Below are 22665 nucleotides of genomic sequence, written 5' to 3' on the forward strand. Positions count from 1 at the left end.
GAGGCGATTAAGATTTTTACAGATTATCAAAAAAGGGTGGTAATTATGAAAATAATAATAGAGGATACAATGGAACAGTATGAAAATTTGTTTTCAATAGAGGAAGATAGAGAACATTTTTACCGGTACTCAATGATGAAGCCTTTTGAAAAAATGTGGAATACGATTAATGTTCCATTAAAAGCAAAGCAACCGAATGGGTATGATGTAATGATGGCTACAAATATGCTTGGGTATCTTAGCGTATCGGATACTGAAATGGGGAGAAGGGCACTAGAGAAATTAAAAGAAATTCAAGCTCTTCAAACTGCACAAAACACTTTGAAAGATTGCGTTGCCTTTATTGAGAAGAATCATTTAAAGGTAAATGCGGATGAATTGAGATTTGGTATGTACATAGCTGATCCGAAAAAGCTCGAATTACAAAAAGGGTATTGTGGATTTGGAGGAATTCCAGGATTTATTCAAGTATCTATATATCCCAATTCCTATAATATTCCAAGACTTCCTGCCGTCATTGCCCATGAATTTCATCATAACATTCGTTTTTCCTATTTTGATTGGGATCATGGGAATGTAACGGTAGGTGATTACTTAATTATAGAAGGCTTGGCGGAGTCCTTTGCAAAAGAACTTTATGGAGAAGCTCTTTTAGGGCCATGGGTAACGTCTCTTGATAAAGAGGACTTAGAATACTCAAAAGAAGTTATAAAAGATGTACTAGATGTTAAAGGTTTTGCTGAGGTCAGCAGTTATTTGTTTGGAGACACCATTGCAAAGGAACAAGGTTATCAACCTGTTGGCTTATCATCATTTGCAGGATATGCGGTAGGATACCAAGCAGTACAGTCTTTTATGAAAGAGAATAATGTAGGCATAAGAGAAGCATCTTTACTTAGTTCAAATGAAATACTAAATAATTGTGGGCTGTTTTCTAAATAATCTGTTTGTATAGCTGACTCCGCATTTCACATACTTTTTGCAGTTTCACCAAATGAGCCATCTGTGGGTTAAAAAAAGATTGATTATTTTGAAACTACGTTTGATAGTACTCTGTTAATATAGAATTGTACGGAAAATGAGGAGGAATATAAATGAAGTATCATCCAATCAATCTAAGCGAAAAGCTGTCGAAATTTACTGATCACTGGTCTCCTAAAGTCATTGGCGAAATGAATGACTATCAGTTTAAGCTAGTCAAGATTCAAGGAGATTTTGTATGGCATTCACATAAAGATACTGATGAGGTATTTTTCGTACTTGACGGTGAGATGGTCATTGAATTCCGTGATGGTGAGGTAAAGCTATCAAAAGGAGAAATGTATGTAGTTCCAAAAGGTGTGGAGCATAAGCCCTATGCTGAAAAGGAATGTCACGTAATGATAGTGGAGCCAAGAGGTGTCGTTAATACGGGTGAAACAAAAGGAGAATTAACTGCTGAAAACGATGTATGGATTTAACAACAATCCGCAAAATTTATCTTTAAAAAAGGCGCGATTGTGTCCAACACAGGTTGAAAGAATCATTCTTTATTATAAACGAATGATTTACTGAGATATATTGAAAGCGTATTTTGATCAAAATTGTTCAAAATACGCTTTTTCCTTTAGTAAATCATAAGTAAAACTAATCCACTCCCATAAATGAATACCTATTAACCCCCAATCAATTCATCGTCATCCCCATTGGAATATCTGACAGGGCGTCTCTGAAGTATCCCGGACAATCAATCGAAGGGAGTTGTACAGATCTTTTTATCTTATTGTACATACTTTTTTGTCTCTGGACAGAACGCCTATTTTAAGTAGGGTGGACTCGTACGCCAGCTCTTACCCCATCATATTTCCCATCCTTGTATTCTTTTACCCAACGATTAACCATGTAGTCTCTTTACAAAACTGTTTGGATGGATGTGTGCGTTTCATGGTGTCAGCTCCTTTTGATAAATTCTTATGAAAAAATGAATGAGAGCTGTCCAAGTTCATTTTGGGAGCTATAGAGGAAGTTGCTGATGTTCATTTTCTTCTTAGTGAATAAATATCCTATCAAGTTAAACAGCGTAAAGTTATCGATTATTTAGAAAATTTTATGACCTTGTACATTTGTCCAAGCAGTTTTTTTGGCTCGACATTTTATAAAGTAAAAAGGGATGCTATTTACATTTTAATGAAAGCTAAACAAATTTCGACACATACAAACGTTAAACGATTGTGCTGCCCCTTTTAGTTTTATAAAAAGGAGAGAATGACGAAGATGAGTTTCTTTGAAGAAAATGCTGAGTATTCTTCTGATGAAACAGAACAGGGGACAAATGTGAATGAAACGATCAGTGTCGTTGTCAAAAGAGACGGAGACGAAATTGTCTCTAGATCTCTTATCTCTGACAAATCCAAAATTGTGATTGTCATCAACAACCAGTTCACCAGTTCACCAAATACTACGCAAATTGCGAGTGGTGCTGGGCGAAACAGCGCAGCAGGGAATAATGCCGCCTTAGATTCGTCGAATACCGAACAGCAGCAGAGTGTGGGAGCCGGAGGGGAAGCCAAAAACTTTGGTATGAATGGGAATCAGTCTGAGCCACACGTCAAGCATGGACATTGTGATAATGACTCAGAACTTGTGATTGTCATCAATAATCAGATCAATCAAGCTGGAGAAGAAGCGGGGGCTACTCAGGTTGCAAGTGGTGCTGGAAAAGACAGTACAGCGGGAACGAATGCCGCAATCGAAAGTTCCAATACCAAACAGCAGCATGCAGTTGGCGGAGGAGAGGGTATTGCAGTAAACGATGGTGAGAACGGGAATCAAGAGGAAGTCTAATCACTTCGTACTCTTACGCCTATTCAGACCCCATATTGATGCACCCATAAATAATGATGGTGAGAGCGATAAACAAATCTCGTTCCCCTATAATTGCCACCAAATCACAGAAACTAGGGTGTACCTTAAGGAGGTACTATTAGACCCTTAATAAATGATCGTGCTTCCATTTAAACAAATTTTCCTTTTCCATACCTATCCTCTTTTTTGAGTAATCGTATCAGATTGTCACAGAGTTAGAGATTACTTGCAATGATCTTGAAGTTTTTTCACCAGAACCAGAAAGGAGAGCTATTGACACGCTCTTTTTATTTGAATATCGAAAATTTCTCAAAAGACAAAGAAAAACTTTTGCTTCGTTTTTATAACTTAGAACGAAATAAATAAAACCTTTTAATAAAAATCACTGAAGATAGGATGACATAAGCTTATGAAAACCATTGTTTTTATTGAAACTAATAAATCTGGTTCGAGTAGAGAAGCAATCCAAGCTGCAGAGCGACTCGGCTTTTTTACTGTATTACTAACTAACAAACGAAGATTCATTGATCAAAGAACAGAATTTCCCGATGTTCATCAAATGATATTAGTGGAAATATTTGATTACGATCAATTAAGCGAAAAGATCATCAAATTAATAAAACAAGGGAAACAAATAAAGGGTATTTTAAGTTTTGTAGATCCTTTTGTTCATGTAGCAGCATCCTTATCAGAAGAATTTTGTCCAGGTGTTGTCTCTTCCATTCCAATTCAAAAAATGGAGGATAAAGTTTTAACTCGTGAGCTTCTCAAAGACCTCTCAATGTCCCCTCGTTATGCAATTTATACACCAAATCATTCTTTAGAGGGGTTTATCAATAAAATCAATAGATTTTTACCTCTTATTGTAAAATCTCCTTTATCTACTGGTTCGAAAGACGTACTACTAGCAAATGACGAGTACCAATTAAAGCGCTCGATGCAATATCTATTGAGAAAATATGAAAAGGAACCAATTTTACTGGAAGAATATTTAACAGGACCCCAATATTTAATTGAAGCTTTAGTACACAATGGAGAAGTTCATATTGTCGCAATAATTGAACAAGAGATTACGTTTTTCCAACGATTTATCGTAACCGGATATTGTCTATTAGCAGATACTGATCGAGACTTTTACAATAAAATATATGAGAAAGTAAGTTCCATCTTACAAGCTTTTGAAATGAAAAATGGTGCTTGTCATTTGGAAATGCGCTTAGTACAAGGAGAATGGAAATTAATTGAGATCAACCCAAGAATCTCAGGCGGGGCGATGAATCAAATCATTGAAACTGCATTCGGTATTAATTTAGTAGAGGAAACCATTCAGCTATTTTTAGGAAATAAGCCTTGTCTCATTAAAAAACAAAACAAGTATGCCTATGCTCATTATTTAACAATTAACTCTAAAGGAAAATTACTTAAGGTGACAGGAAAAAATCGCTGTTCGCAATATCCTGGTGTAGAGAAGGTTTATATAAAACCCCGAAAAGGACAGATATTACGGCCGCCTTTATCCATGGGAGATCGTTACGGCTACATTTTGGCATCATCCGATGATAAAGAAGAAGCGAAAAGAATCGTCATGAAAGCGAAAAGAGAGCTGCGTTTTCATCTTGAAGCTTTGGAGTGATAACCTATGACTTTATTTAATAATGGAAATGTTTCTAAACGATTTTAATTCGGGAAGGAATGTAAAGAAAGGTGGAATAGTAGGATCATGACCCTAATTGGTATGCTTCATCATCGCTCAGACCCCAACAATGTAAAGAAATCATATGCTTATGCCGCTGCAGCAAAAGCTGAAGGTGTAAATTTTTTTTACTTTACCCCAGGGAAAGTAAATATAGAAAAGCAAAAAATTTTAGGGAAAGTCTATGAAGGCGGCGAGTGGATTGAAATGGAATTTCCCTTTCCTGATGTCATTTATAATTCAAGTTATCCTATAAGTGATAAAGCTGAGGAAATTTTTGATTATTTATATGATAGGATTCCTTTTACAAGTCATTCGATTGGAGATAAATTAAGTGTTTATAACAGACTTAAAAAAGCAAAAGAATTTAAACCATACCTTATTCCTTTTCAAAAATTATCAGCTCAGCATTTTTTTGAAATGATCCAGCGTTATGAAAAACTTATTCTTAAACCGCTGTCTGGGCATCAAGGCGTGGGCGTCATTTTTATTGAAAAAGGAAAATACCATTACAAAATGAATGTGGCAGGAAAAATCTATTCAATGAGTGAAAAGAAACTGCTTGACTTTGTATCTAAATTACAAGAACAAGATTACTTAGTTCAACAGTTTATTTTATGTCAAATGAAATCTGGTCATGTTTATGATTTCCGGTTGCATGTACAAAAAAATGGGGAAGGAAAATGGGTCATCACTTCCATTTTTCCAAGGATAGGCCGATTGGGGAGCATTACATCAAATATGGGTAGTGGTGGTTATACCACTTATTTAGATTCTTTTTTAAAAACAGAGTTTGATGACTCCTGGTACGATATTAAAAGGTATCTTGAGCAATTTGCGATCAGCTTTTCTAACCATTTTGATTCTTTATATGATAGATCACTTGATGAATTAGGAATTGATGTTGGAATTGATGCAAACCAAAAATTGTGGCTGTTTGAAGTAAATTGGAGACCAGGTCCACCTAATATTTTTAATCTTGAATTAGATGTAGCTAGAAATACGATTCAATATGCTAGGTATTTAGCTGATAAAAACAAAAGGCTGTTTTCGTAAAGATTGTTGTTTTTAGATGAAAATCCCTGATTCCTACTTTTATGTTAAAACAAGGATATAACTAATACAAAATAGGGAATAGAATGGGGTTGATTATATTGAAATTGTTACTAACCGCTAACGGCTTTTACAATAATGCTATTAAAGAGCAATTTGTTCAAGGGTCATCTGAACCAAAATAAGTAGTTATCAAGATATTTGGTTGTCACACCTTGAAAACGTTCCATAAATTGCTTTAGTCGTTTGTGATAGACGTTGACGTGGCGTATTGGTCATATCGTTAAAGGTCTTACCGCAGTCCTTGGACAAATATCGTTGTCTCGCACGATATTTGTCGTTCTTCGGGGAATAAATCTTGTTTCATTGCTTCAAATAGAGCTAATTGCTCTGATTTTGATAGGTCATCAAAATCACGATAAACGTGTTTCCACATTTCTGAACACCTCCATAAATAGCATTATCAGCCTATTTATAGTATGGTCAAATAGCAACAATCTATAAGAAAACAGTGAAATGATAAGAGGGTATTGCGAAAATAGATTGACTAATTTAAGAATTCTATTAAACTAAAAATAGTTCTATCCCTAAACGCTTCTCTAAATTTCCTTTTTATATTTGCTACTCCGCAAGTCTTTATTTGCCTTTTACTTTCTCCAATTGAAGCCATATTAAACCTCTTTTTTTACTCACATAAGCACTCATTAATTTAAAAAATTGTCTGAAGTTTAAAGTAGAGATGATTCATTTGTGCCATCGAATATGTATGCAAAGTTAGATAGTAGAAGAAATGGATGATTCCAAATTAGTTAAGATTGTCCACAAAATTTTTAAAATGATAGATCGGCTTTAGTATATAAAGGGTGGGTGCTGAAAATACATAATCATTGGAAAGGAGGAAGGATGCTATGGGATTTGAAGAAGAATACCAGGCCTTTTTGAATTCTCACTTGCAGGCAAGAACAGGTGAACGGCTGCGGCGCTTACAAGAAGGTCACAATCAGGCTGAAATGTTGTTTTTGAAGCAAGTATGGTGGCCTTTATTTTACCATTTCAAATATCTTCATCCAGAATATGAAGTCGATAATTTCAAGGATGGCAAAAGATACTTGGATTTTGCTTATATTCGTCCCGCCATCCGGCTTTGTTTTGAGGTCGACGGGTATGGTCCTCACCTAAAGAACATAAGCAGATGGCAATTTTCCGATAACTTGGAACGTCAAAACCAGTTGGTGATTGACGGATGGACCGTCATCCGCTTTTCTTATGACCAAGTGAAAGAGAAGCCTCGTCGATGCCAACAGATTGTTCAGCAAGTGATCGCCCAATGGCTGGGTGATGAACTGGACCAGACATCTTTGTCCTTTGCCGAAAAGGAAGTGCTGCGGTTAGCAGTTCGAAATGGAGAAGCTATATCCCCCAAAGAAGTGGAGAATTATTTGAAGCTGAGTGACAAGACGGTAAAAAAAGTACTTTCTCAACTAGTTGATAAAAAGCTGTTGATTCCAGCATCTGGGATCAAAAGGGTCCGCTCTTATCGATTGGGGAATCAGGTTAAGCACCCGATCAGATAAATAGTCGGAAAAATTCCGCTTAATTAGTAAATATAAAAAAAGATACCAAAAATAGACGGAGAAATTCCGTCTATTGATTCAAAAAACGTGAAAATTGGGGATTTTGCTTTGCATAGTCGGAATTTCTCCCCTTATTTACCCCAAAACGAGCTCTATTTTGCATTTAACCGGAAAATCTCCGCTTATTGCTTTCGCTGGTTACTTGATTCAGGATAAGAATTGAAAACGGGTGCTTTGATTTTAATTTCAAGAGTCCCTCATCTTAATCCGTTACGGAAACCGTATCACATAGACTTGATAAAGCCTTGATTTAATTGAAAAATAGCTCCTTTTCCATCATCTGGTGTCTGACCCCCAGTGTGGTATTGTTATACTCTACTGGGGGTCAGATACTTTTTGGTTCAATCAAAATTCCCGGCAATGCTTCACCTAAACCCACCACATCCCCCCAACTGACTCTCTAACCATTACCAGTTTCAATGTTTGAATCGCCTTCGCAAACCCTTCATCCACAGACATCAGCCCATCCTCATGCTCAATGCTAACCACATAATCATATCCGTATAGCCGAAGCGTACTAATGATATCCGCCCATACCTTTGCATCATGCCCAAATCCAACCGTGCGGAAGTACCAGGACCGGTTTTGCATGTCGCTATAAGAGGTCATATCGGTTAAACCATTTCGATTTGTATTCGGCTGATCAATGATCGTATCCTTCGCATGGAAGTGATGAATGGCATTTTTACGTCCAAGTATTTTAATAGATTCCACGGGATCAATGCCTTGCCACCACATATGGCTTGGGTCAAGATTAGCACCGATTGCTGGCCCGCATGCTTCTCTTAGACGTAAGAGTGTGGCAGGGGTATGTACGGAGAACCCGCCATGCAATTCAAGACCAATTTTTACATTGAGCTGTTCAGCAAGGGCTGCTTTTTCCTTCCAATAGGGGATGATTTTCTCTTCCCATTGCCATTTCAAAATTTCCTGGTATTCATTTGGCCAAGGAGCTACAGGCCAGTTTGGGTATTTCGCATCTTCATGATCACCAGGGCAGCCCGAAAATGTATTAACAACAGGCACACCAAGCTTACTTGCTAATTGCAGTGTTTTTATAAATACAGTGTTAGCTTCCTCAGCCATTGCCTTTTGCGGATGAAGCGGGTTCCCATGGCAGCTGAGGGCACTTATCATTAATCCTCTGCCAGCAATCTTTTCTAAGAAATCCTTCTGCTTCTTCTCATCCTCAAGTAATTCATCTACCTTACAATGCGCATCCCCAGGATACCCGCCCGTCCCCAGCTCCACAGCCTCAATCCCCATCGACGCAACATAATCAAGCATCTCATCCACATTTTTATCTGAAAATAAAACAGTAAAAACGCCTAGTTTCATACAAAAACACCATCCTCAAAAAATGAAATTTGTAATCCGTTACATGCCAATTATAAAAAGTAATTTGAATAAGCCGAGTGAGTAAAAACTGCAAAAAAAGTTAAGTTGATTGAAGCGGAAAGCGAGCACCTGGAGCGCAAATCAACCTCTACCAACTAAGTTTACTTTTTAAGAAAACAGCCATATTTATCGCGTTACCATAATATATTGGGTAACAATCCAATAAATTCTAAAATCATTTTGTAATCGATTACAAATTGCTGTCATAGAGTATGAAAGAGGGAAATGATCATGGCAAATATCCAGCAGGTAGCTGAAAAAGCAGGTGTTTCCGTTGCAACCGTTTCAAGAGTGCTAAATCATGCGGCATCAGTAAGCACGAAAACGAGGCTAAAGGTGGAAAATGCAATTAAGGAACTAAATTACGAGCCGAGCATGCTGGGGAGGAACCTAAGAAACTCTGAAAGTCGGCTTTTACTAGTCTTGCTTCCTAGCATTTCCAATCCTTTTTACACCGAAATTATTAACGGGATTCAAAATACAGCGATTGCTAACAGCTACAATATTCTTCTTTGCGAAACAGATTCGAACCCGCAGCGGGAAAATATTTACTTCAATATGATCAAAAACAAATTGGCTGACGGGGTCATTTCAATGGATCCGACAGTCAATAGGCAGAAGCTGACTGAATTAGCGGAAAGTCACCCTGTTATCCTTTGCAGTGAGTATGACGAAGGCGGGAGTGTTCCCTTTGTCACGATTGATAGTGAGCTGGCTGCTTATCAAGCGGTTAAGCATCTCATTCGCTTAGGCAATAAAAAAATTGCACTTATTAATTCGGATGAAAAGTTCCTATATGCAAGACAACGCAGAAGCGGGTATGAAAGAGCCCTTAAGGAGTTCGATCTTCCTATCCGTGAAGAATGGATTTACCATACAAGAGATCTGGAATTTCAAAATGGTGTGCAGGCAATGAGAATGCTGCTTGAACTAGAAGAAAAGCCTACTGCCGTATTCGCAGTTTCTGATACGCTAGCGATTGGCGCGTTAAAAGGCATCAACGGAAGCGGGCTGCATGTACCAAACGATCTGGCCATTATCGGTTTTGACAATATTAGCTTTTCCAACATGACGAATCCAACACTGACAACAGTTTCTCAGCCGATGTACAAAATGGGGGTGACTGCTGCAAACATGCTGATCATGAGTATTAAGGGAGAACAGGTGGAAAGCGTTGTGCTTGATCATGATTTAATCATTCGCGAGTCAACAATGGGGTAAGGAGGTTTTTAGGATTGGGAATAAAAGTTGGAATTATTGGCTGCGGTTCGATCGCTAAATTCCGTCATGCACCAGAGTATAAAGCCAATCCCCATGTGGAGGAAATCGTTTTTTATGACCGTAATGAGGAGAGAGCGAAGGAATTAGCGATTGAATTTGGCGGTCGTGTTGTTAAAACAGTGGAAGAATTATTCAATGACCCAGCCATAACAGCTATCAGTGATTGCTCCTCCAATGAAGTTCATCATATCAATACATCAAATGCACTGCTAAGCGGCAAGCATGTTCTCTGTGAAAAGCCGTTAGCAATTAACGAAAAGTTTGCCGAGGAAATAATTGAAGCAGAACGAAAATCAGGAATGAAATTAATGATTGACCATAACCAGCGCTTTACGAAGGCTCACCTAAAGGCAAAGGAAATTCTAGATAAGAAGGAACTAGGCGAAGTGTTAACCTTTAAAACCTCTTTTGGCCATCAAGGCCCTGAAAACTGGGGAGTAGACAAATCAAATGCGACCTGGTTCTTCAAAAAAGACCGTTCATACTCTGGCGTAGCAGGTGATCTCGGCATTCATAAAATCGATTTAATCCATTACTTATTGGACGATGAAATCGAAGAAGTACATGCTTTTCACGGGGCACTCGATAAAGTGGACGAAACAGGAAAGTTAATCGAGGTATGCGACAATGTGGTCTGTGCCTTAAAAACGAAAAAAGGCAGATTAGGAACAGCTTCCTTTTCATGGACTTACTACGGTTCAGAAGACAATTCAACCACAATCTATTGCCAAGAGGGAATAATCAAAATCTATCAACATCCAGAAGCCCCGCTCATCATCGAAAAAAAAGACGGCTCCATCATTAAATACGAACTAGAACCAATCCAAACAAACAATAACCAAACAAATTCCGGCGTCATCGATGCCTTCATTGATTGCATCATCCATAACCTCCAACCCCCAGTTACAAGTCAGCAAGCACTTGCTTGTCTTAAAGTCATTGATCAAATACTAGGTTTGTAGACACAGATTTTAAAAACTATTACCTGCAGGATTTTTGTGAAACGACAATATAAGTTGTTGATTGAAGCGGAAGGTGGCGAGACTCCTGCGGGAGGAGTGGGACAGTTGAGACCCCACAGGCGCTCGCGCCGAGGAGGCTCAACGCCCACCCCGCGGAAAGCGAGCCACCTGGAGCGGAAATCAACCCCTACCCACAAACTTTTTACCTATAAAAAAGTAAAATTTCATACTAAACATGTAATGGATTTCATATTTTTAAGTATCTGTTTCAATGTCATCCATTAAGCAGACAGGAGGGTTGAGAATGCTGAAGCAGCTTGCAATCAATTCCAACACGTATCACGGCTTTTCACTAGAAGATGCAGTCAGAGGCGCCAGTCAAGCAGGATTCAGACAAATTGAACTATCCGCAGTCAAAGACCATACCGCTCATGTCTTGCCAGAAATGTCATCCAAACAGCTTCGAGAAATCAAAGAATTGCTTCACGAATATAAAATGCAATGCGTAGGAATCGGCGCCCATAGCAACGTCATGAAAACAGAAGGAATCGACAACCTATTAAAAAGCATCGACTTGGCAGTAGAATTCAATTGCCCCTATATCATTACAGCCACAGGTGATTCCCATCATGATTCCGATGTTATTGAGGACGAAAGGGTGCTAGCTGAGAATGTAGAACCTGTCATTCAAAAGTGTGAAAAACTAAATAAAACCCTTGTAATAGAAACACATGGAAACAACTATGCGACAGGTGTTGCATTGAAGAAACTAGCTGCATCACTGCATAACCGCGTCAAAATAAATTATGACACCGCAAATGTAATTTTTTACGGAAATACCATGCCCTATGAGGATTTAGTAGCCTCCGCTGATTGTGTGTCATTTCTTCATCTAAAGGATAAACGCGGTTCTAATAATGAATGGAACTTCCCCGCAATAGGAGATGGAAATTTAGATTTCCGTAAAATCTTTGGCATATTAAAGGAAGCAGCTTACAAGGGACCAATCAGCGTAGAAATCGAATTTACCTCAGCAGGTCCAGCCAATCTAGAAGAAGTGAACGAAGCAATAAAAAGGTCGTACAACTATCTTTCAAGACTACTAGAGTAAGGAGGACCATATGAAAACCATTGGCCTCGTCGGTTTGGGATTTATCGGCAACATGCACCTGAAGGCTTATCATTCACTTGAAAACTGTCGGGTTGCGGCAATTTGTACGAGAAGTGAAGTAGAAGACAAGGAAATCACCGGTCTTTTTAATGGGATCTTTGTTTCTGATTATGATGAGTTATTGCGTCGCAAGGATATCGATATCATTGATATTTGTTTACCGACTTTTTTGCATGAAGAATATATTGTCAAGGCGGCAAGGGCGGGGAAGCATATTTTTTGCGAAAAACCGCTAACGTTATCCTTGGAATCTGCTAAACGGATTTTTAAAGAGGTTCAGGATAATGGCGTGAGATTATTCGTCGGCCACCTGCTCCGCTTTTGGCCAGAATATCAAATCATTAAATCCTATAGCGAATCCGATCAATTAAAGGATATCGAAATCGTTCATGCGCAGCGGTTAGGGCAGGCTCCGGCATGGAGTGATTGGTTTCAGCATCCAGAAAAAAGCGGAGGTGCTTTGTTCGACCTCCAGATTCATGATATCGATTTCATTTCATGTCTGCTCGGCGAAGCAGAATCCGTTTATGCAGTAGGCACGAAAAACAACTATGGTGCCTGGGATCATATCATGACAACCCTCCTTTTTAAAAATAATCGAAAAGCATTTGTTGAAGCCTCTCATCGAATGCCAAACGGCTATCCGTTTACAATGTCGTTAAGAGCACAGGCTGTCCAGGGCACACTGGAATATCGTGTGGCAGCAGGTGAGAATATTGAGCAAATCAATCATCAACAGTTTGTTTACTACAATGATAAAGCCAATTCTTCCATAGATATTGTTGATGGAGATGCCTTTCAAAACGAACTTTCATATTTTGTGCAATGCCTGGAAACAAATCAAGAAAACGATGTGATTCCTCTAGAAGATGTACTTTATACGCTTAAGCTGTTAAAGGCGATTGAAGCATCGTTAGAAACCGGACAGAAAATCTCTCTCTACTAACTATTCAAACATACCTGCATACCCAGCAAAAATTCCTCTTACATGTGAGTGTTGTTCCTCTTCCTATTGGTTTTATCCTGTGATAGATTACAAAAATGTGAAATTAAGGGGGTTATTGAATGAAAAAGATTTTCTATCTCTTTATGCTGCTTGTGTTGTGCCTGATTCCGGTTTTAAGTGCGTGTAACTCTGAAAAAACAAATGAAGGCGGCGGTACCGGTTCGGAAGGTGATTCAGGTGATAAGAAGTATAAGGTTGGGATTCTCGCACCAGCTGTTACACATGGGTGGGTCGCGGCGGTTGCTTACCATGCGGAAGCACGTGCAAAAGAGCTTAACAGTGAAATTGAGTATCAAATCCAAACAAGCAGCAATGCAGAGGAAATGACAACTCAGCTAGACGATCTCATGACCTGGGGAGCAGAAGCCATTGTCGCCTTCCCGCAGTGGGAAGGAATGGAAGTGCCGATTCAAAAAGCAATCGATGAAGGAATTAAGATTGTGAATTTTGATATCGTCATCGATTCAGAAGATGTCTATCGTGTAGCCGGTGACAATGAAGATATGGGCATTCAAGGGGCGAAATATGTTGTAGACAAAATCGGGACAGAGGGAAATGTCGTCATTCTTGAAGTGCCTTCATCCGGCTCCGTTTCAGAACTAAGAGGGAAGGGCTTTACTGAAACAATGAAAGAAATTGCCCCTGATATCGAGCTTCACACGTATGCGACACAGTTTACACGCGAAGACGGCTTAAAGGATTTTGCAGATATTTTAACAAGCCTCGATAAAATTGATGCCGTCTACTCGATGGATGATGAAACGTCTATCGGTGTCCTGCAAGCAATCAAAGAATCGGGCAGAGCCGATATTAAAGTCGTAACAGGCGGAGGCGGTATGCAGGAGTATTTCAATATGATGCCTGAAAATCAAGACATCTGGATTCAATCGGCCCTATACAGTCCTGCAATGGTCAAAGACGCTGTAGACGTCGCCCTTAAAGTACTAAAAGGAGAAGACGTAGAAAAAGAAACAATCATCCCAACAACCATCGTAGACAGAGAAAACTATAAAGAATTCCTAGACGAAAACTCCCCATACTAAGTCTTAATTTCATAGAAAAGCAATAACGATCAAAGAGGGGGTATGGCACTTGCTGTAGCCTCTCTTTTGTAAGGAGAGGCAAGTAAAAGGTGCTTGCGTATTTCATTGTTCAATTATTTGTTTGGCAATATCTATGATTTCATTTTTGTGTTGTTCTTTAGGAATTTCATCGTTCATATAAGTGACCGTGTAAGAGACTCCATCTAAGTGGAAGGATAGGGATTTATTTGTATAAAAAGCAATTACATCACTGCTTAATTTAACCCCTTCTGAACTAGAATGATCGGATTCTACTTCACTATTAATAGCAGTAATCATTAAAATAATTGATTTTCCAGAGTTGCTTTTTGAGGAGGTTTTAAATTCAACCATTAATTGCTTGCCATCATGGGACATATCATTAATAGTAGGCGGTTGAAAAGGTTCAGCATTAAAAGGCAGAATTTCCGGTAATGTCATTTTGAATGGAATAGCTGAAAGTCCTTCTTTAACAGAAGGTGCTTGATAAATAATTGGCATCCTTTCCTTTTGTGTATCTGTCACATCATTCATTTCAATCTCCTTTAATTTAGACGTATCGAGAGTTCCGCTTTCATTAAATTGACAGCCGACAAGTAAGAATGAAACAAATGCAGATACAGTAATAATTCTCTTCACAAAAGTCGCCCCCATTCAATTCGTTACTGTTCAATACGAATTTACTCTAAAAATGTTTCAATATTCTGGTTATAGCATTCGGCATAAATTCCGAACCCCTATTAAAAACAGCGTTTCAAATTAATTGTTATTTTTAAGATTGTATACTGATGAAAAAAATCTCGGTTGATTGTAGCGGAAGGTGCGAGACTCCAGCGGGAGTAGTGGGACAGGTGAGACCCCGCAGACGCTTTAGCGTCGAGGAGGCTCACCGCCCACCCTGCGGAAAGCGAGCATCCTGGAGCGGAAATCAACCTATCTAAAAAACCTATCCGGATGTGATTGCATGATTGAAATGCGAAATATCAAGAAATCCTTTGGAAACAACGATGTCATAAAGGACGTTTCTTTTACAATTAAAAGCGGTGAAATCTGCGCATTACTAGGCGAAAACGGCGCAGGAAAATCAACATTAATGAACATCCTCGGCGGCATCCATCAAATGGATTCAGGCGCTATCCTTGTCAATGGAAAGGAAGCTGCATTCCATACCCCAAAACAATCACAGGAAGCCGGAATCGCCTTCATCCATCAGGAATTAAACCTGATTAACGACCTGCCCATTTACGAAAATATGTTTTTAGGAAGAGAGCTGAAAACAAAAAGAGGGAGTCTGGATTTAGAAAGAATGCAGCAAGAAACAGAAAAGATTTTTAAACAAATGAATGTAAATCTCGATCCTGCAATAATGGTTCGCGAGCTAGATGCTTCCTATAAACAAATCGTTGAAATCTGCCGTGCCATGATGACGAACGCCTCCTTCATTATTATGGATGAGCCCACGACGTCATTAACAGATCAAGAAATTGAACGGGTCTTTAAAATGATGAAAACATTAAGCGAGCATGATGTAGGAATTATCTTTATCTCTCATAAATTGAATGAAGTCATGCAGATTTGTGATCGCTATATCGTACTCCGAGATGGAAACCTTGTCGCAGAAGGAAATGTTCATGAAGTGAATACGAATGATCTTGCCCGTTTTATGGTTGGCCATGACGTAAGGACTGAGCCGTTAAACAGAGAGAAAAAAATCGGCAGAGAGATTTTGCGAGTAGAAGGTCTTTCAAATAGCCCTTTCTTTAGAAACATTAGCTTTTCGATTAAAGAAGGGGAGATTGTTGGCTTTACAGGTCTTCTTGGCGATGGACGAAGCGAACTCTTTCAATCGATTTTTGGAGCGGAAAAGATCTCGTCCGGAAAAATCTATCTGAATGATAAAGAAGTGAAAGTGACGAGTACCCAACAGGCAATTAAAGAGGGCATTGCGTATCTACCTAGGAACCGCAAGGAAAATGCGATTATTAAGGATATGGATATTATCGAGAATGCCTCCATCGTTACATGGTCAGCTTTTTCAAAAAATGGCACGATCAATAGAAAAAAGCATGAGGAGGTATTTGAAGAACAGCGCAAAGCTCTACGAATAAAAATGGGGGAGCTGACGGACAGCATTACGAGCCTTTCAGGCGGAAATCAGCAAAAGGTAATCTTGGCTAAATGGCTGGCGGCGAAGCCTAAACTGCTTATCTTGGACAATCCTACTCAAGGGGTGGATGTCGGGGCGAAGGAAGATATCTATGACATTATCTTGAAGCTTGCGGAAGAAAATATCGCCATCATCGTGCTTTCAAGTGAAGCGAATGAGATTATACGTCTATGTGACCGGGCACATGTTATGTATCATGGTGTCATTCAAGGGGAAGTGGCTTACGAAGAGATGAGCGAGCATTCGATTATGCAGCTTTCTACTGGCGGTCAGCTGACTATCGCAAAGGAGGGATAAATAGGAATGAAACCTAGTCTGAATCATGCCGCGATAAAAAATAAGCGCAGCTTTTTTCAATGGTTTAAATACAAGTGGTCTAGTGACCCGCTTTTTAGCATTGCGATTGCACTCATCATCATGATTATCCTGCAGACATTAGTTTTAGGATTTGATTATGATTCCTTTGGCAGCTGGTTTCAGGCATGGATTAACAACTGGATCAACATCCTACGAAATAATGCCGCAACAGCGATCGTTGCTTTAGGGATGACTTTCGTGATTATGACAGGCGGGATTGATTTAGCTGTCGGCTCTACCCTCGTTGTAACTGGTGCGCTTTCGATGATGCTACTTGATACAGGAACGAAAGGGTTCTTGCTGGCAATGGGGATCACTGGAGTCCCAGCATTTGCGATTACGATTCTCGTTGTTCTACTTTTTGGTTATTTATTAGGCTCTTTAATTGGCGTATCGATTACAAAAGGAAAAGTGCCGCCATTCATTGCTACCTTAGGTGCGATGATGATCTTTCGTAGTGTGACACAGCATTTTATGCAAGGGTACAATCCGAAAGTGCCAACAGAGTTTTTACAGATTGCTAGTTTTAAGATTGGCAGCTTCATGATTATGCCCATTGTTTATTGGGCCATCATTGCTTTCATCTTATACTATGTTTCGAAAAGAACCACGTTCGGAAGACAAATTATTGCGGTTGGCTCCAATGAACGAGCGGCTAAGCTTTCTGGCATCCTTGTCGAAAAGGTAAAGCTGCGTGTATATGCACTCATGGGGCTTCTTGTCTCAATTGCAGCGATCATTCAAGTGTCCAGAATTGGATCAATGGATTTCTCAAATGCAGGCAGAGGCATGGAAATGGATGCCATTGCGGCAGCCGTAGTCGGCGGAACCAATATGATGGGCGGAAGGGGCTTTATCCTTGGAACTGTCTATGGAATGCTGATCATTGCGGTGATGAATAATCTCTTAAACCTATTTGGTGTACCGCCGTTCTTACGCGAAGCCTTTAAAGGCGTGATTGTTATTGCTGCTGTGCTTTTGCAGAAGAAGGAGAGGACTTCGTGAGTAAGCTTACCTGGATAGTATTAACAGAAGTAAAGTTGGCTGGCTTGAAAACTAGTCCATATGCAATTGAATTAGCAAACCAGTAAATGCTTCACCTATACAAAGGATATGTTTAAGGTGATATCTATTGCGAACAAAGCGCCTGCCCACCAAATAGGCTGGGCAGGCGCTTTGTTCGTATCCTTTATATAACTCTTCGCCCTACCGATGCTGGTCCACTAGAATCTGATTGCCATCTGGATCTTCTATTGTAAAGTGTGCTGGCCCTTCGCTTGATTCATCCGCTTCAGAAAGTATGTTAACTCCTTTTTCTTTAAGCTGCTTTTGAAGGTCGCGAATGTCTGTAAATGATTCGAGATTTTCGGCATTTTCGTTCCATCCAGGATTAAAAGTCAGGATGTTTTTTTCAAACATTCCTTGAAAAAGCCCGATGATGCAGTTTTCATTCTTCATAATAAGCCAATTTTGGTCAATATTGCCACCAAACGCTTGAAAGCCTAGTTTTTCGTAGAATGTTTTTGAAATATGAATATCCTTTACAGTTAAACTTACAGAAAATGCACCTAGTTTCAAAGTATTACCACCTTTTATTATGATAAATTTAGTATAAAGGAGTATGGAAAGATACACAATATTTCCCATTTACTGGCGTGAAGCCTTAGAATGAAAAGGATGGCACAGATCTGCCATCTTGCAATCAAATTAGCAGCTAAATGAAGAAATCTCAGATTGAATAAGATACTAAGGAATAACTCTTCTAGAAATAAAAGAACATTGATAAGAAAGGAGAAGTGACATGAAGAACAGTTTGTACACTTTATATTTTTTGGTGCTTGGCATTGCTTCCTTTTTTACAGGGGAAATTGTTACCTTTGTTATGTTGGGTGCCATTTTAATCGCACTCACAAATATTCATACTACCTTGAAACAGATATTAAAAGTGAATCAGGATCTTAAAGAACAATAAACGATAAAAAGAACTCAATTAGAGTTCTTTTTATTACTATTTGGCTGGGATAGATGGAAGTCCAATCTTATTAGACCTGCATGTACCCGTAATCTTCAACAAAACCATCCATTTGCTTTAACTAAGGAATTAGTTTTTCTTGTTACCTGGTGCAAACCAGCCAATTAGAGCAATACCTACTAACACTCCATAGAAAATAAGAGTCCAAGTGGTACTGTGGGGAAAATGATGTTCTAAAAAACCAATATCCTCATGTGCTAGGGTAATTACCGCAAGTTTGACACCGACCCAGGCTACAATTGCATATGCTGTTGTCTCTAAAGCTGGTCGCTTATCAAGAAGTTGAACAAACCAAGTTGCTGCATACTTAATTAAGATTAGGCCAGCAATACCCCCAAGAAGAACAACAATAAACTGCCCTCCATCCATCCCCCCGAAATCATCAAGAGGTGAATCTGGAAGACCTAGGGCAAGTGCAACTGCAGCTAGAATAGAATCAACTGCAAAAGCGAGGTCTGCTAACGCAATTTTCCCAACGGTGGGCAAAAAACCTTTACCTGCTGCTTCTTTTGCATCGTCCTTATGAATGTTCTTATTTTCCTTACCGAACCTTGCCTGTATGACATGCTTTAATCCGAGGTAAAGAAGATAAGCCGCTCCTATCGCTTGAATCTGCCAGACGTTTGCAATAAATGAAATGACAAAAAGTGCTGCAAAGCGGAATGCGAATGCCATAATAATTCCGTAATTAATCGCTCTTTTTTTCTGATCATTAGGTAAATGCTTGGCTATGACAGCTAATACAAGAGCATTGTCGGCCGATAACAACCCTTCTAATCCAATTAGAATTAACAATGTCCAAGCATATTCTAGCCATATTGAGTCCATCCGTTTTTCTCCTTTTAACACTAAAATTGTTTTTCTAGCTATAGAATTTCCTAATAAACCACAGGTAATCCTAGAAAATATTGCTTAAACATTTGAGGTTATTTTAGTCTACAATGTGTTCTTATAAAATATGTTGAAAAAACATCCGTTTACAGCAAAAGTTTTCCGTGTATAAATGTAATAACTTAAAATGAAAAAACGTTAATCCTTCTATGAATTAACGTGATTTTAGGTGAATAATAAACAAAGGTAGTTACTTTTGGGTTTAGCATTTTGCTAAAGTTACCATGTTACTCTCCTTTTTATACACTGGTGCTAATTCTCATACAAATGAGCGGTATCCATAACCTCTATTAGTTTGGCAGCATTCCTTTCTAAATAAGCAATCATTTTATCAGATAGGGCATTTCCAAAACTAAAGCGTTTCACTCCTAATTCTTTAAGCTTATTACAATTTGTTAGGCCAGGCAGAGACAGCACATTTAAAGGTGCATTCACATGTATCGTGATTTCTTTAATCTCATCATCCGCCATTAAACCAGGAACAAATATCCCACTCGCACCACTTTCAACATATGCCTTTGCACGTTCAATTGTTTCCGGTAGAGGACTTTGCTTTTGCAAGTATGTATCGGTTCTGGCGTTTATATAAAAATCCTTATACCCATGATTTTCTAATGCTGTTCTTATCCTATTTAAAAGATCACTGTGCACAGATAACTCTTTTAATCCATTTTGTTTTTTTAAAGAATCCTCAAAATTGCTTCAGCAAAGAACAACTGATTTTATGAATGGATTTTTAAGTAAAGAGGATAAAGAATTTACTGCAAGAGTTGCACTAAAGGAGGATAGCAGCATTCATCTAATTTTTCCTACTAAAGAAGATAAAACGATAGGAAAATGTCCATTGTGCCAGGGAAGCGTATTAATAGGAAAATCCTATTATCTATGCGAAAACTATAGACAATCTTGTGATTTTATTTTATCTCCTACATTTGGAAAGAAACAAATTCCCGTAAAACAAGTGTCAAAGCTTTTAGAAAAGAATATTACCGATACTATAAAAGGTTTTAGAAATAAAGATGAATCTAAAACATTTGATGCTAAATTATCTTACGATACAAAAGAAAAAAGATTAAAGTATATTTTTGAAAAAAAAATAAAAAAATCACAGTAAAACTTTATTTAAGACCCACTCTCACTGAGAATGGGTCTTTTACAATATGATTTAATCGATCTTCTGGTCATGTGTAGCTATAAAATAAAGATTGATAAAAAAACTCATTTCTCTTCACATTCAACAGCAATCAAAAAACCGTTATTTTGAAAAGAGATTGATCAAAATGACGGTTTTTTGTTTGATTAAATATAAATTTTTATAATAAAGTTTGTTCATTTCTTTTTGAACTAAAGCCCCCGTTAATTGAATAAGAATTATTCTTACTCTTTACGGTTACTTTAACTCATGTGAATGACTGTTCCATACTGAAGCAATTTTAGTTTTTTTGCCACAGATTGGGATGCGAAATTATCCCACGAAGTACTATATAGAGCAATTCGTCCTTGTTTTTGTACTGCTGCTGCCCAAGCATTTGTAACATCTATACCGTATCCTCTTCCTCGATAATCTTCATGTGTAAATAAACTTGCTTCGTCTGCTTTTGTAGTCTTCCTTGCACTACAACAAATCGAAACAGGAAAATTGTCTTCAACTATTACAAAACAAGGTTGCTTATACTCAAAATCCTCAAATGTATATGGATAATAAGGCTTTAAAAGTTCTTTATTTTCATGAGTTACTTGTATTGCTTGAGCATGAGCCGTGTCCCTTTTATTAGGAAACACATACGCATGTCCAATCCAAAAATTACTTAATGGACGGTATATACTTAAAACATTGATTACTTCTCCTAGATTAGCACCAGGATCTGTAGCTATAACCTGTTCTAGCTTCTCTACAAGACTCTCATCCAGCGCATTTGAAAACCTTATAACACTTCCAATGTTGGTGATACCAACGAAAATTCTAGGTGCATTATCATACGGTGGTTCATTTACGACTGTTATTCGATTTTCAGTATCGTGTTTAAATAACACATTAACATGATGTTCCATCAATTCTAAATCAGATAACATAAACATTCCTCCAGAATTTTAACGTATCAATCTAGGCTTAGTTTTTATCTTTTGCTGTATTAAACGCACCCTTTAGTTTAATAAGCATTATGAATTAGCCGTCCATTCACTTTTCGTTTCGGTTTCTTGATTTGAATACTCAACATAAAGTAATTTCATAGCATCTATAATTTTTTCATCCGCTACTTTCTCTTTATATCGACTAGGCAAGTCTTTTGCACCCAAAACATACAATAATGGATTTTGAGAGAACTCTCCAATTATCCCAATATCTAATACAACATTTTCTAATCCACCTGTCATATGATTTAAGTGATGGGTTGGTATTCCTTCTATTTCACCTTGTTGTCTAACTAACCCATTAATAATTGGAATCCATAACTCAGGATTATTTTTGTATCCTAGAAATATAAAACGCAAAAGTTCTAACATCTGACTCAATTCACCATTGTTATCTAAATCAATTGGATTTCGAGTAATATTTATATTTTTAAAATTTGATTTAATTTTTTTATTAATCTTTTCCCATCCGCCACAAAATTGAACAATTTTATTCGCAATGAAACTATCGTGACAGGCTATCATCACTTCAACGGCATCTTGCAGTGCCAATGTTTCTCTATTCTGAAAGTGAGGATATAGTTCATTACTATCTTCTTTTGGATTAAAACTAATATCTTGTACAATGTCATTCCATTTATATTTTCTTTCTGCTACTAATTGTGTTACACAAAAAGCAATTGCAACTTTAGCAGCAGAAGCAAGAGGTACAAGTAATTCTTTGTTCAATGAACAAACTATATCCTGTTTTAATTGTGAATAAATAATAATTCCTACTTCACCTGATTCAATTTCCTTTAATTTATCAAGAACTTTCTCCATTTTAGACCCCACTTTAAACTATTTTATATTCACTTATTCTCTCTTTAGTAAAATATCCCTTCTTAAAGTAAACTGCTTCTATAGTTAAAGAAAAAAATCCTGTAAAAACAGGATTTTAATCAAACTTTATTATAAATGATCAATCTTTATTTTAAATAAG

General features: G+C 38.0%; 21 protein-coding genes and 3 pseudogenes. 15 read left to right on the forward strand and 9 right to left on the reverse strand.

Features of this window, described 5'->3' with window-relative positions; translation table 11 throughout:
* Positions 1–45 precede the first annotated feature (45 nt).
* The 5 genes from AN957_RS07385 (at position 46) to AN957_RS07405 (ending at position 5593) form a co-directional block, all read left to right on the forward strand.
* Positions 46–942, forward strand: a complete 897-nt coding sequence (locus tag AN957_RS07385; protein ID WP_056683223.1) for a DUF2268 domain-containing putative Zn-dependent protease — start codon at positions 46–48, stop codon at positions 940–942.
* A gap of 152 nt (positions 943–1094) precedes the next feature.
* Positions 1095–1460: a cupin domain-containing protein gene (locus tag AN957_RS07390; RefSeq protein ID WP_053474979.1), complete on the forward strand. Its 366-nt coding sequence runs from the start codon at positions 1095–1097 to the stop codon at positions 1458–1460.
* A gap of 784 nt (positions 1461–2244) precedes the next feature.
* A complete protein-coding gene (locus AN957_RS07395; protein WP_231690034.1) occupies positions 2245–2823 on the forward strand; it encodes a hypothetical protein in 579 nt (192 codons plus the stop codon).
* 430 nt (positions 2824–3253) lie between these two features.
* Positions 3254–4477, forward strand: coding sequence for an ATP-grasp domain-containing protein (locus AN957_RS07400; RefSeq protein ID WP_056683226.1), 1224 nt, complete (start codon positions 3254–3256; stop codon positions 4475–4477).
* Positions 4478–4564: 87 nt separating this feature from the next.
* Complete coding sequence (locus tag AN957_RS07405) at positions 4565–5593, forward strand: YheC/YheD family endospore coat-associated protein (RefSeq protein ID WP_053474981.1); 1029 nt, start codon at positions 4565–4567, stop codon at positions 5591–5593.
* Positions 5594–5763: 170 nt separating this feature from the next.
* On the opposite strand, the pseudogene AN957_RS28435 reads toward AN957_RS07405, so the two are convergent.
* Together AN957_RS28435 and AN957_RS27575 are read right to left on the reverse strand one after the other, a co-directional pair.
* Positions 5764–5862: pseudogene (locus tag AN957_RS28435) on the reverse strand (IS1595 family transposase); the annotation flags it as partial.
* Positions 5855–6026 (reverse strand): annotated as a pseudogene (locus AN957_RS27575) (IS1595 family transposase); the annotation flags it as partial. The pseudogenes AN957_RS28435 and AN957_RS27575, both read right to left, overlap by 8 nt.
* A 472-nt stretch (positions 6027–6498) precedes the next feature.
* On the opposite strand from AN957_RS27575, the gene AN957_RS07410 reads away from it, so the two are divergent.
* Entirely contained in the window at positions 6499–7164 is a 666-nt protein-coding gene (locus AN957_RS07410; RefSeq protein ID WP_056683229.1) for a hypothetical protein, read from the forward strand.
* 429 nt (positions 7165–7593) lie between these two features.
* On the opposite strand, the gene AN957_RS07415 is transcribed toward AN957_RS07410, so the two are convergent.
* Entirely contained in the window at positions 7594–8562 is a 969-nt protein-coding gene (locus AN957_RS07415) for a sugar phosphate isomerase/epimerase family protein (protein WP_056683230.1), read from the reverse strand.
* A 291-nt stretch (positions 8563–8853) separates the two neighbouring features.
* Between AN957_RS07415 and AN957_RS07420 the strand changes: the two genes are divergently transcribed.
* From AN957_RS07420 to AN957_RS07440, 5 genes are all read left to right on the forward strand, one after another.
* Positions 8854–9843 (forward strand): LacI family DNA-binding transcriptional regulator, encoded by a 990-nt coding sequence (locus AN957_RS07420; RefSeq protein WP_056683233.1) that lies wholly within the window; start codon positions 8854–8856, stop codon positions 9841–9843.
* Between the two features lie 14 nt (positions 9844–9857).
* Positions 9858–10865, forward strand: coding sequence for a Gfo/Idh/MocA family protein (locus AN957_RS07425; protein WP_056683236.1), 1008 nt, complete (start codon positions 9858–9860; stop codon positions 10863–10865).
* 304 nt (positions 10866–11169) lie between these two features.
* The gene (locus AN957_RS07430; RefSeq protein ID WP_056683238.1) at positions 11170–11976 is read left to right on the forward strand and encodes a sugar phosphate isomerase/epimerase family protein; all 807 of its coding nucleotides are present in this window, start codon (positions 11170–11172) and stop codon (positions 11974–11976) included.
* 10 nt (positions 11977–11986) lie between these two features.
* Positions 11987–12982: a Gfo/Idh/MocA family protein gene (locus tag AN957_RS07435; protein WP_056683241.1), complete on the forward strand. Its 996-nt coding sequence runs from the start codon at positions 11987–11989 to the stop codon at positions 12980–12982.
* A 119-nt stretch (positions 12983–13101) separates the two neighbouring features.
* Positions 13102–14085, forward strand: coding sequence for an ABC transporter substrate-binding protein (locus AN957_RS07440; protein WP_056683243.1), 984 nt, complete (start codon positions 13102–13104; stop codon positions 14083–14085).
* A gap of 102 nt (positions 14086–14187) precedes the next feature.
* Here the strand turns inward: AN957_RS07440 and AN957_RS07445 are convergent, their stop codons facing one another.
* A complete protein-coding gene (locus AN957_RS07445; RefSeq protein ID WP_056683247.1) occupies positions 14188–14742 on the reverse strand; it encodes a hypothetical protein in 555 nt (184 codons plus the stop codon).
* Positions 14743–15067: 325 nt separating this feature from the next.
* Between AN957_RS07445 and AN957_RS07450 the strand changes: the two genes are divergently transcribed.
* Together AN957_RS07450 and AN957_RS07455 are read left to right on the forward strand one after the other, a co-directional pair.
* Positions 15068–16567, forward strand: a complete 1500-nt coding sequence (locus tag AN957_RS07450; RefSeq protein ID WP_056683249.1) for a sugar ABC transporter ATP-binding protein — start codon at positions 15068–15070, stop codon at positions 16565–16567.
* A 6-nt stretch (positions 16568–16573) separates the two neighbouring features.
* Positions 16574–17632 (forward strand): ABC transporter permease, encoded by a 1059-nt coding sequence (locus AN957_RS07455; protein ID WP_056683253.1) that lies wholly within the window; start codon positions 16574–16576, stop codon positions 17630–17632.
* A gap of 201 nt (positions 17633–17833) precedes the next feature.
* Here the strand turns inward: AN957_RS07455 and AN957_RS07460 are convergent, their stop codons facing one another.
* On the reverse strand, positions 17834–18205 hold the full coding sequence (locus AN957_RS07460) for a VOC family protein (RefSeq protein WP_056683256.1): 372 nt from the start codon (positions 18203–18205) through the stop codon (positions 17834–17836).
* Positions 18206–18428: 223 nt separating this feature from the next.
* Between AN957_RS07460 and AN957_RS28015 the strand changes: the two genes are divergently transcribed.
* Entirely contained in the window at positions 18429–18599 is a 171-nt protein-coding gene (locus AN957_RS28015; RefSeq protein WP_172797624.1) for a hypothetical protein, read from the forward strand.
* Positions 18600–18728: 129 nt separating this feature from the next.
* Here the strand turns inward: AN957_RS28015 and AN957_RS07465 are convergent, their stop codons facing one another.
* Positions 18729–19487 carry a TerC family protein gene (locus AN957_RS07465; protein ID WP_053474993.1) on the reverse strand — a complete coding sequence of 253 codons (759 nt, stop codon included), beginning with the start codon at positions 19485–19487 and terminating at the stop codon, positions 18729–18731.
* 315 nt (positions 19488–19802) lie between these two features.
* Positions 19803–20249: pseudogene (locus tag AN957_RS07470) on the reverse strand (isocitrate lyase/phosphoenolpyruvate mutase family protein); the annotation flags it as partial.
* Between AN957_RS07470 and AN957_RS07475 the strand changes: the two are divergent.
* Positions 20248–20664: a topoisomerase C-terminal repeat-containing protein gene (locus AN957_RS07475; protein ID WP_053474994.1), complete on the forward strand. Its 417-nt coding sequence runs from the start codon at positions 20248–20250 to the stop codon at positions 20662–20664. The pseudogene AN957_RS07470 and the gene AN957_RS07475 overlap by 2 nt on opposite strands.
* Positions 20665–20945: 281 nt before the next feature.
* On the opposite strand, the gene AN957_RS07480 is transcribed toward AN957_RS07475, so the two are convergent.
* Positions 20946–21623 (reverse strand): GNAT family N-acetyltransferase, encoded by a 678-nt coding sequence (locus tag AN957_RS07480; protein WP_053474995.1) that lies wholly within the window; start codon positions 21621–21623, stop codon positions 20946–20948.
* 87 nt (positions 21624–21710) lie between these two features.
* Entirely contained in the window at positions 21711–22505 is a 795-nt protein-coding gene (locus tag AN957_RS07485) for a serine hydrolase (protein WP_053474996.1), read from the reverse strand.
* Between the last annotated feature and the right edge of the window lie 160 nt (positions 22506–22665).

The organism is Cytobacillus solani (assembly GCF_001420595.1).
Taxonomy (GTDB): domain Bacteria; phylum Bacillota; class Bacilli; order Bacillales; family Cytobacillaceae; genus Cytobacillus; species Cytobacillus solani.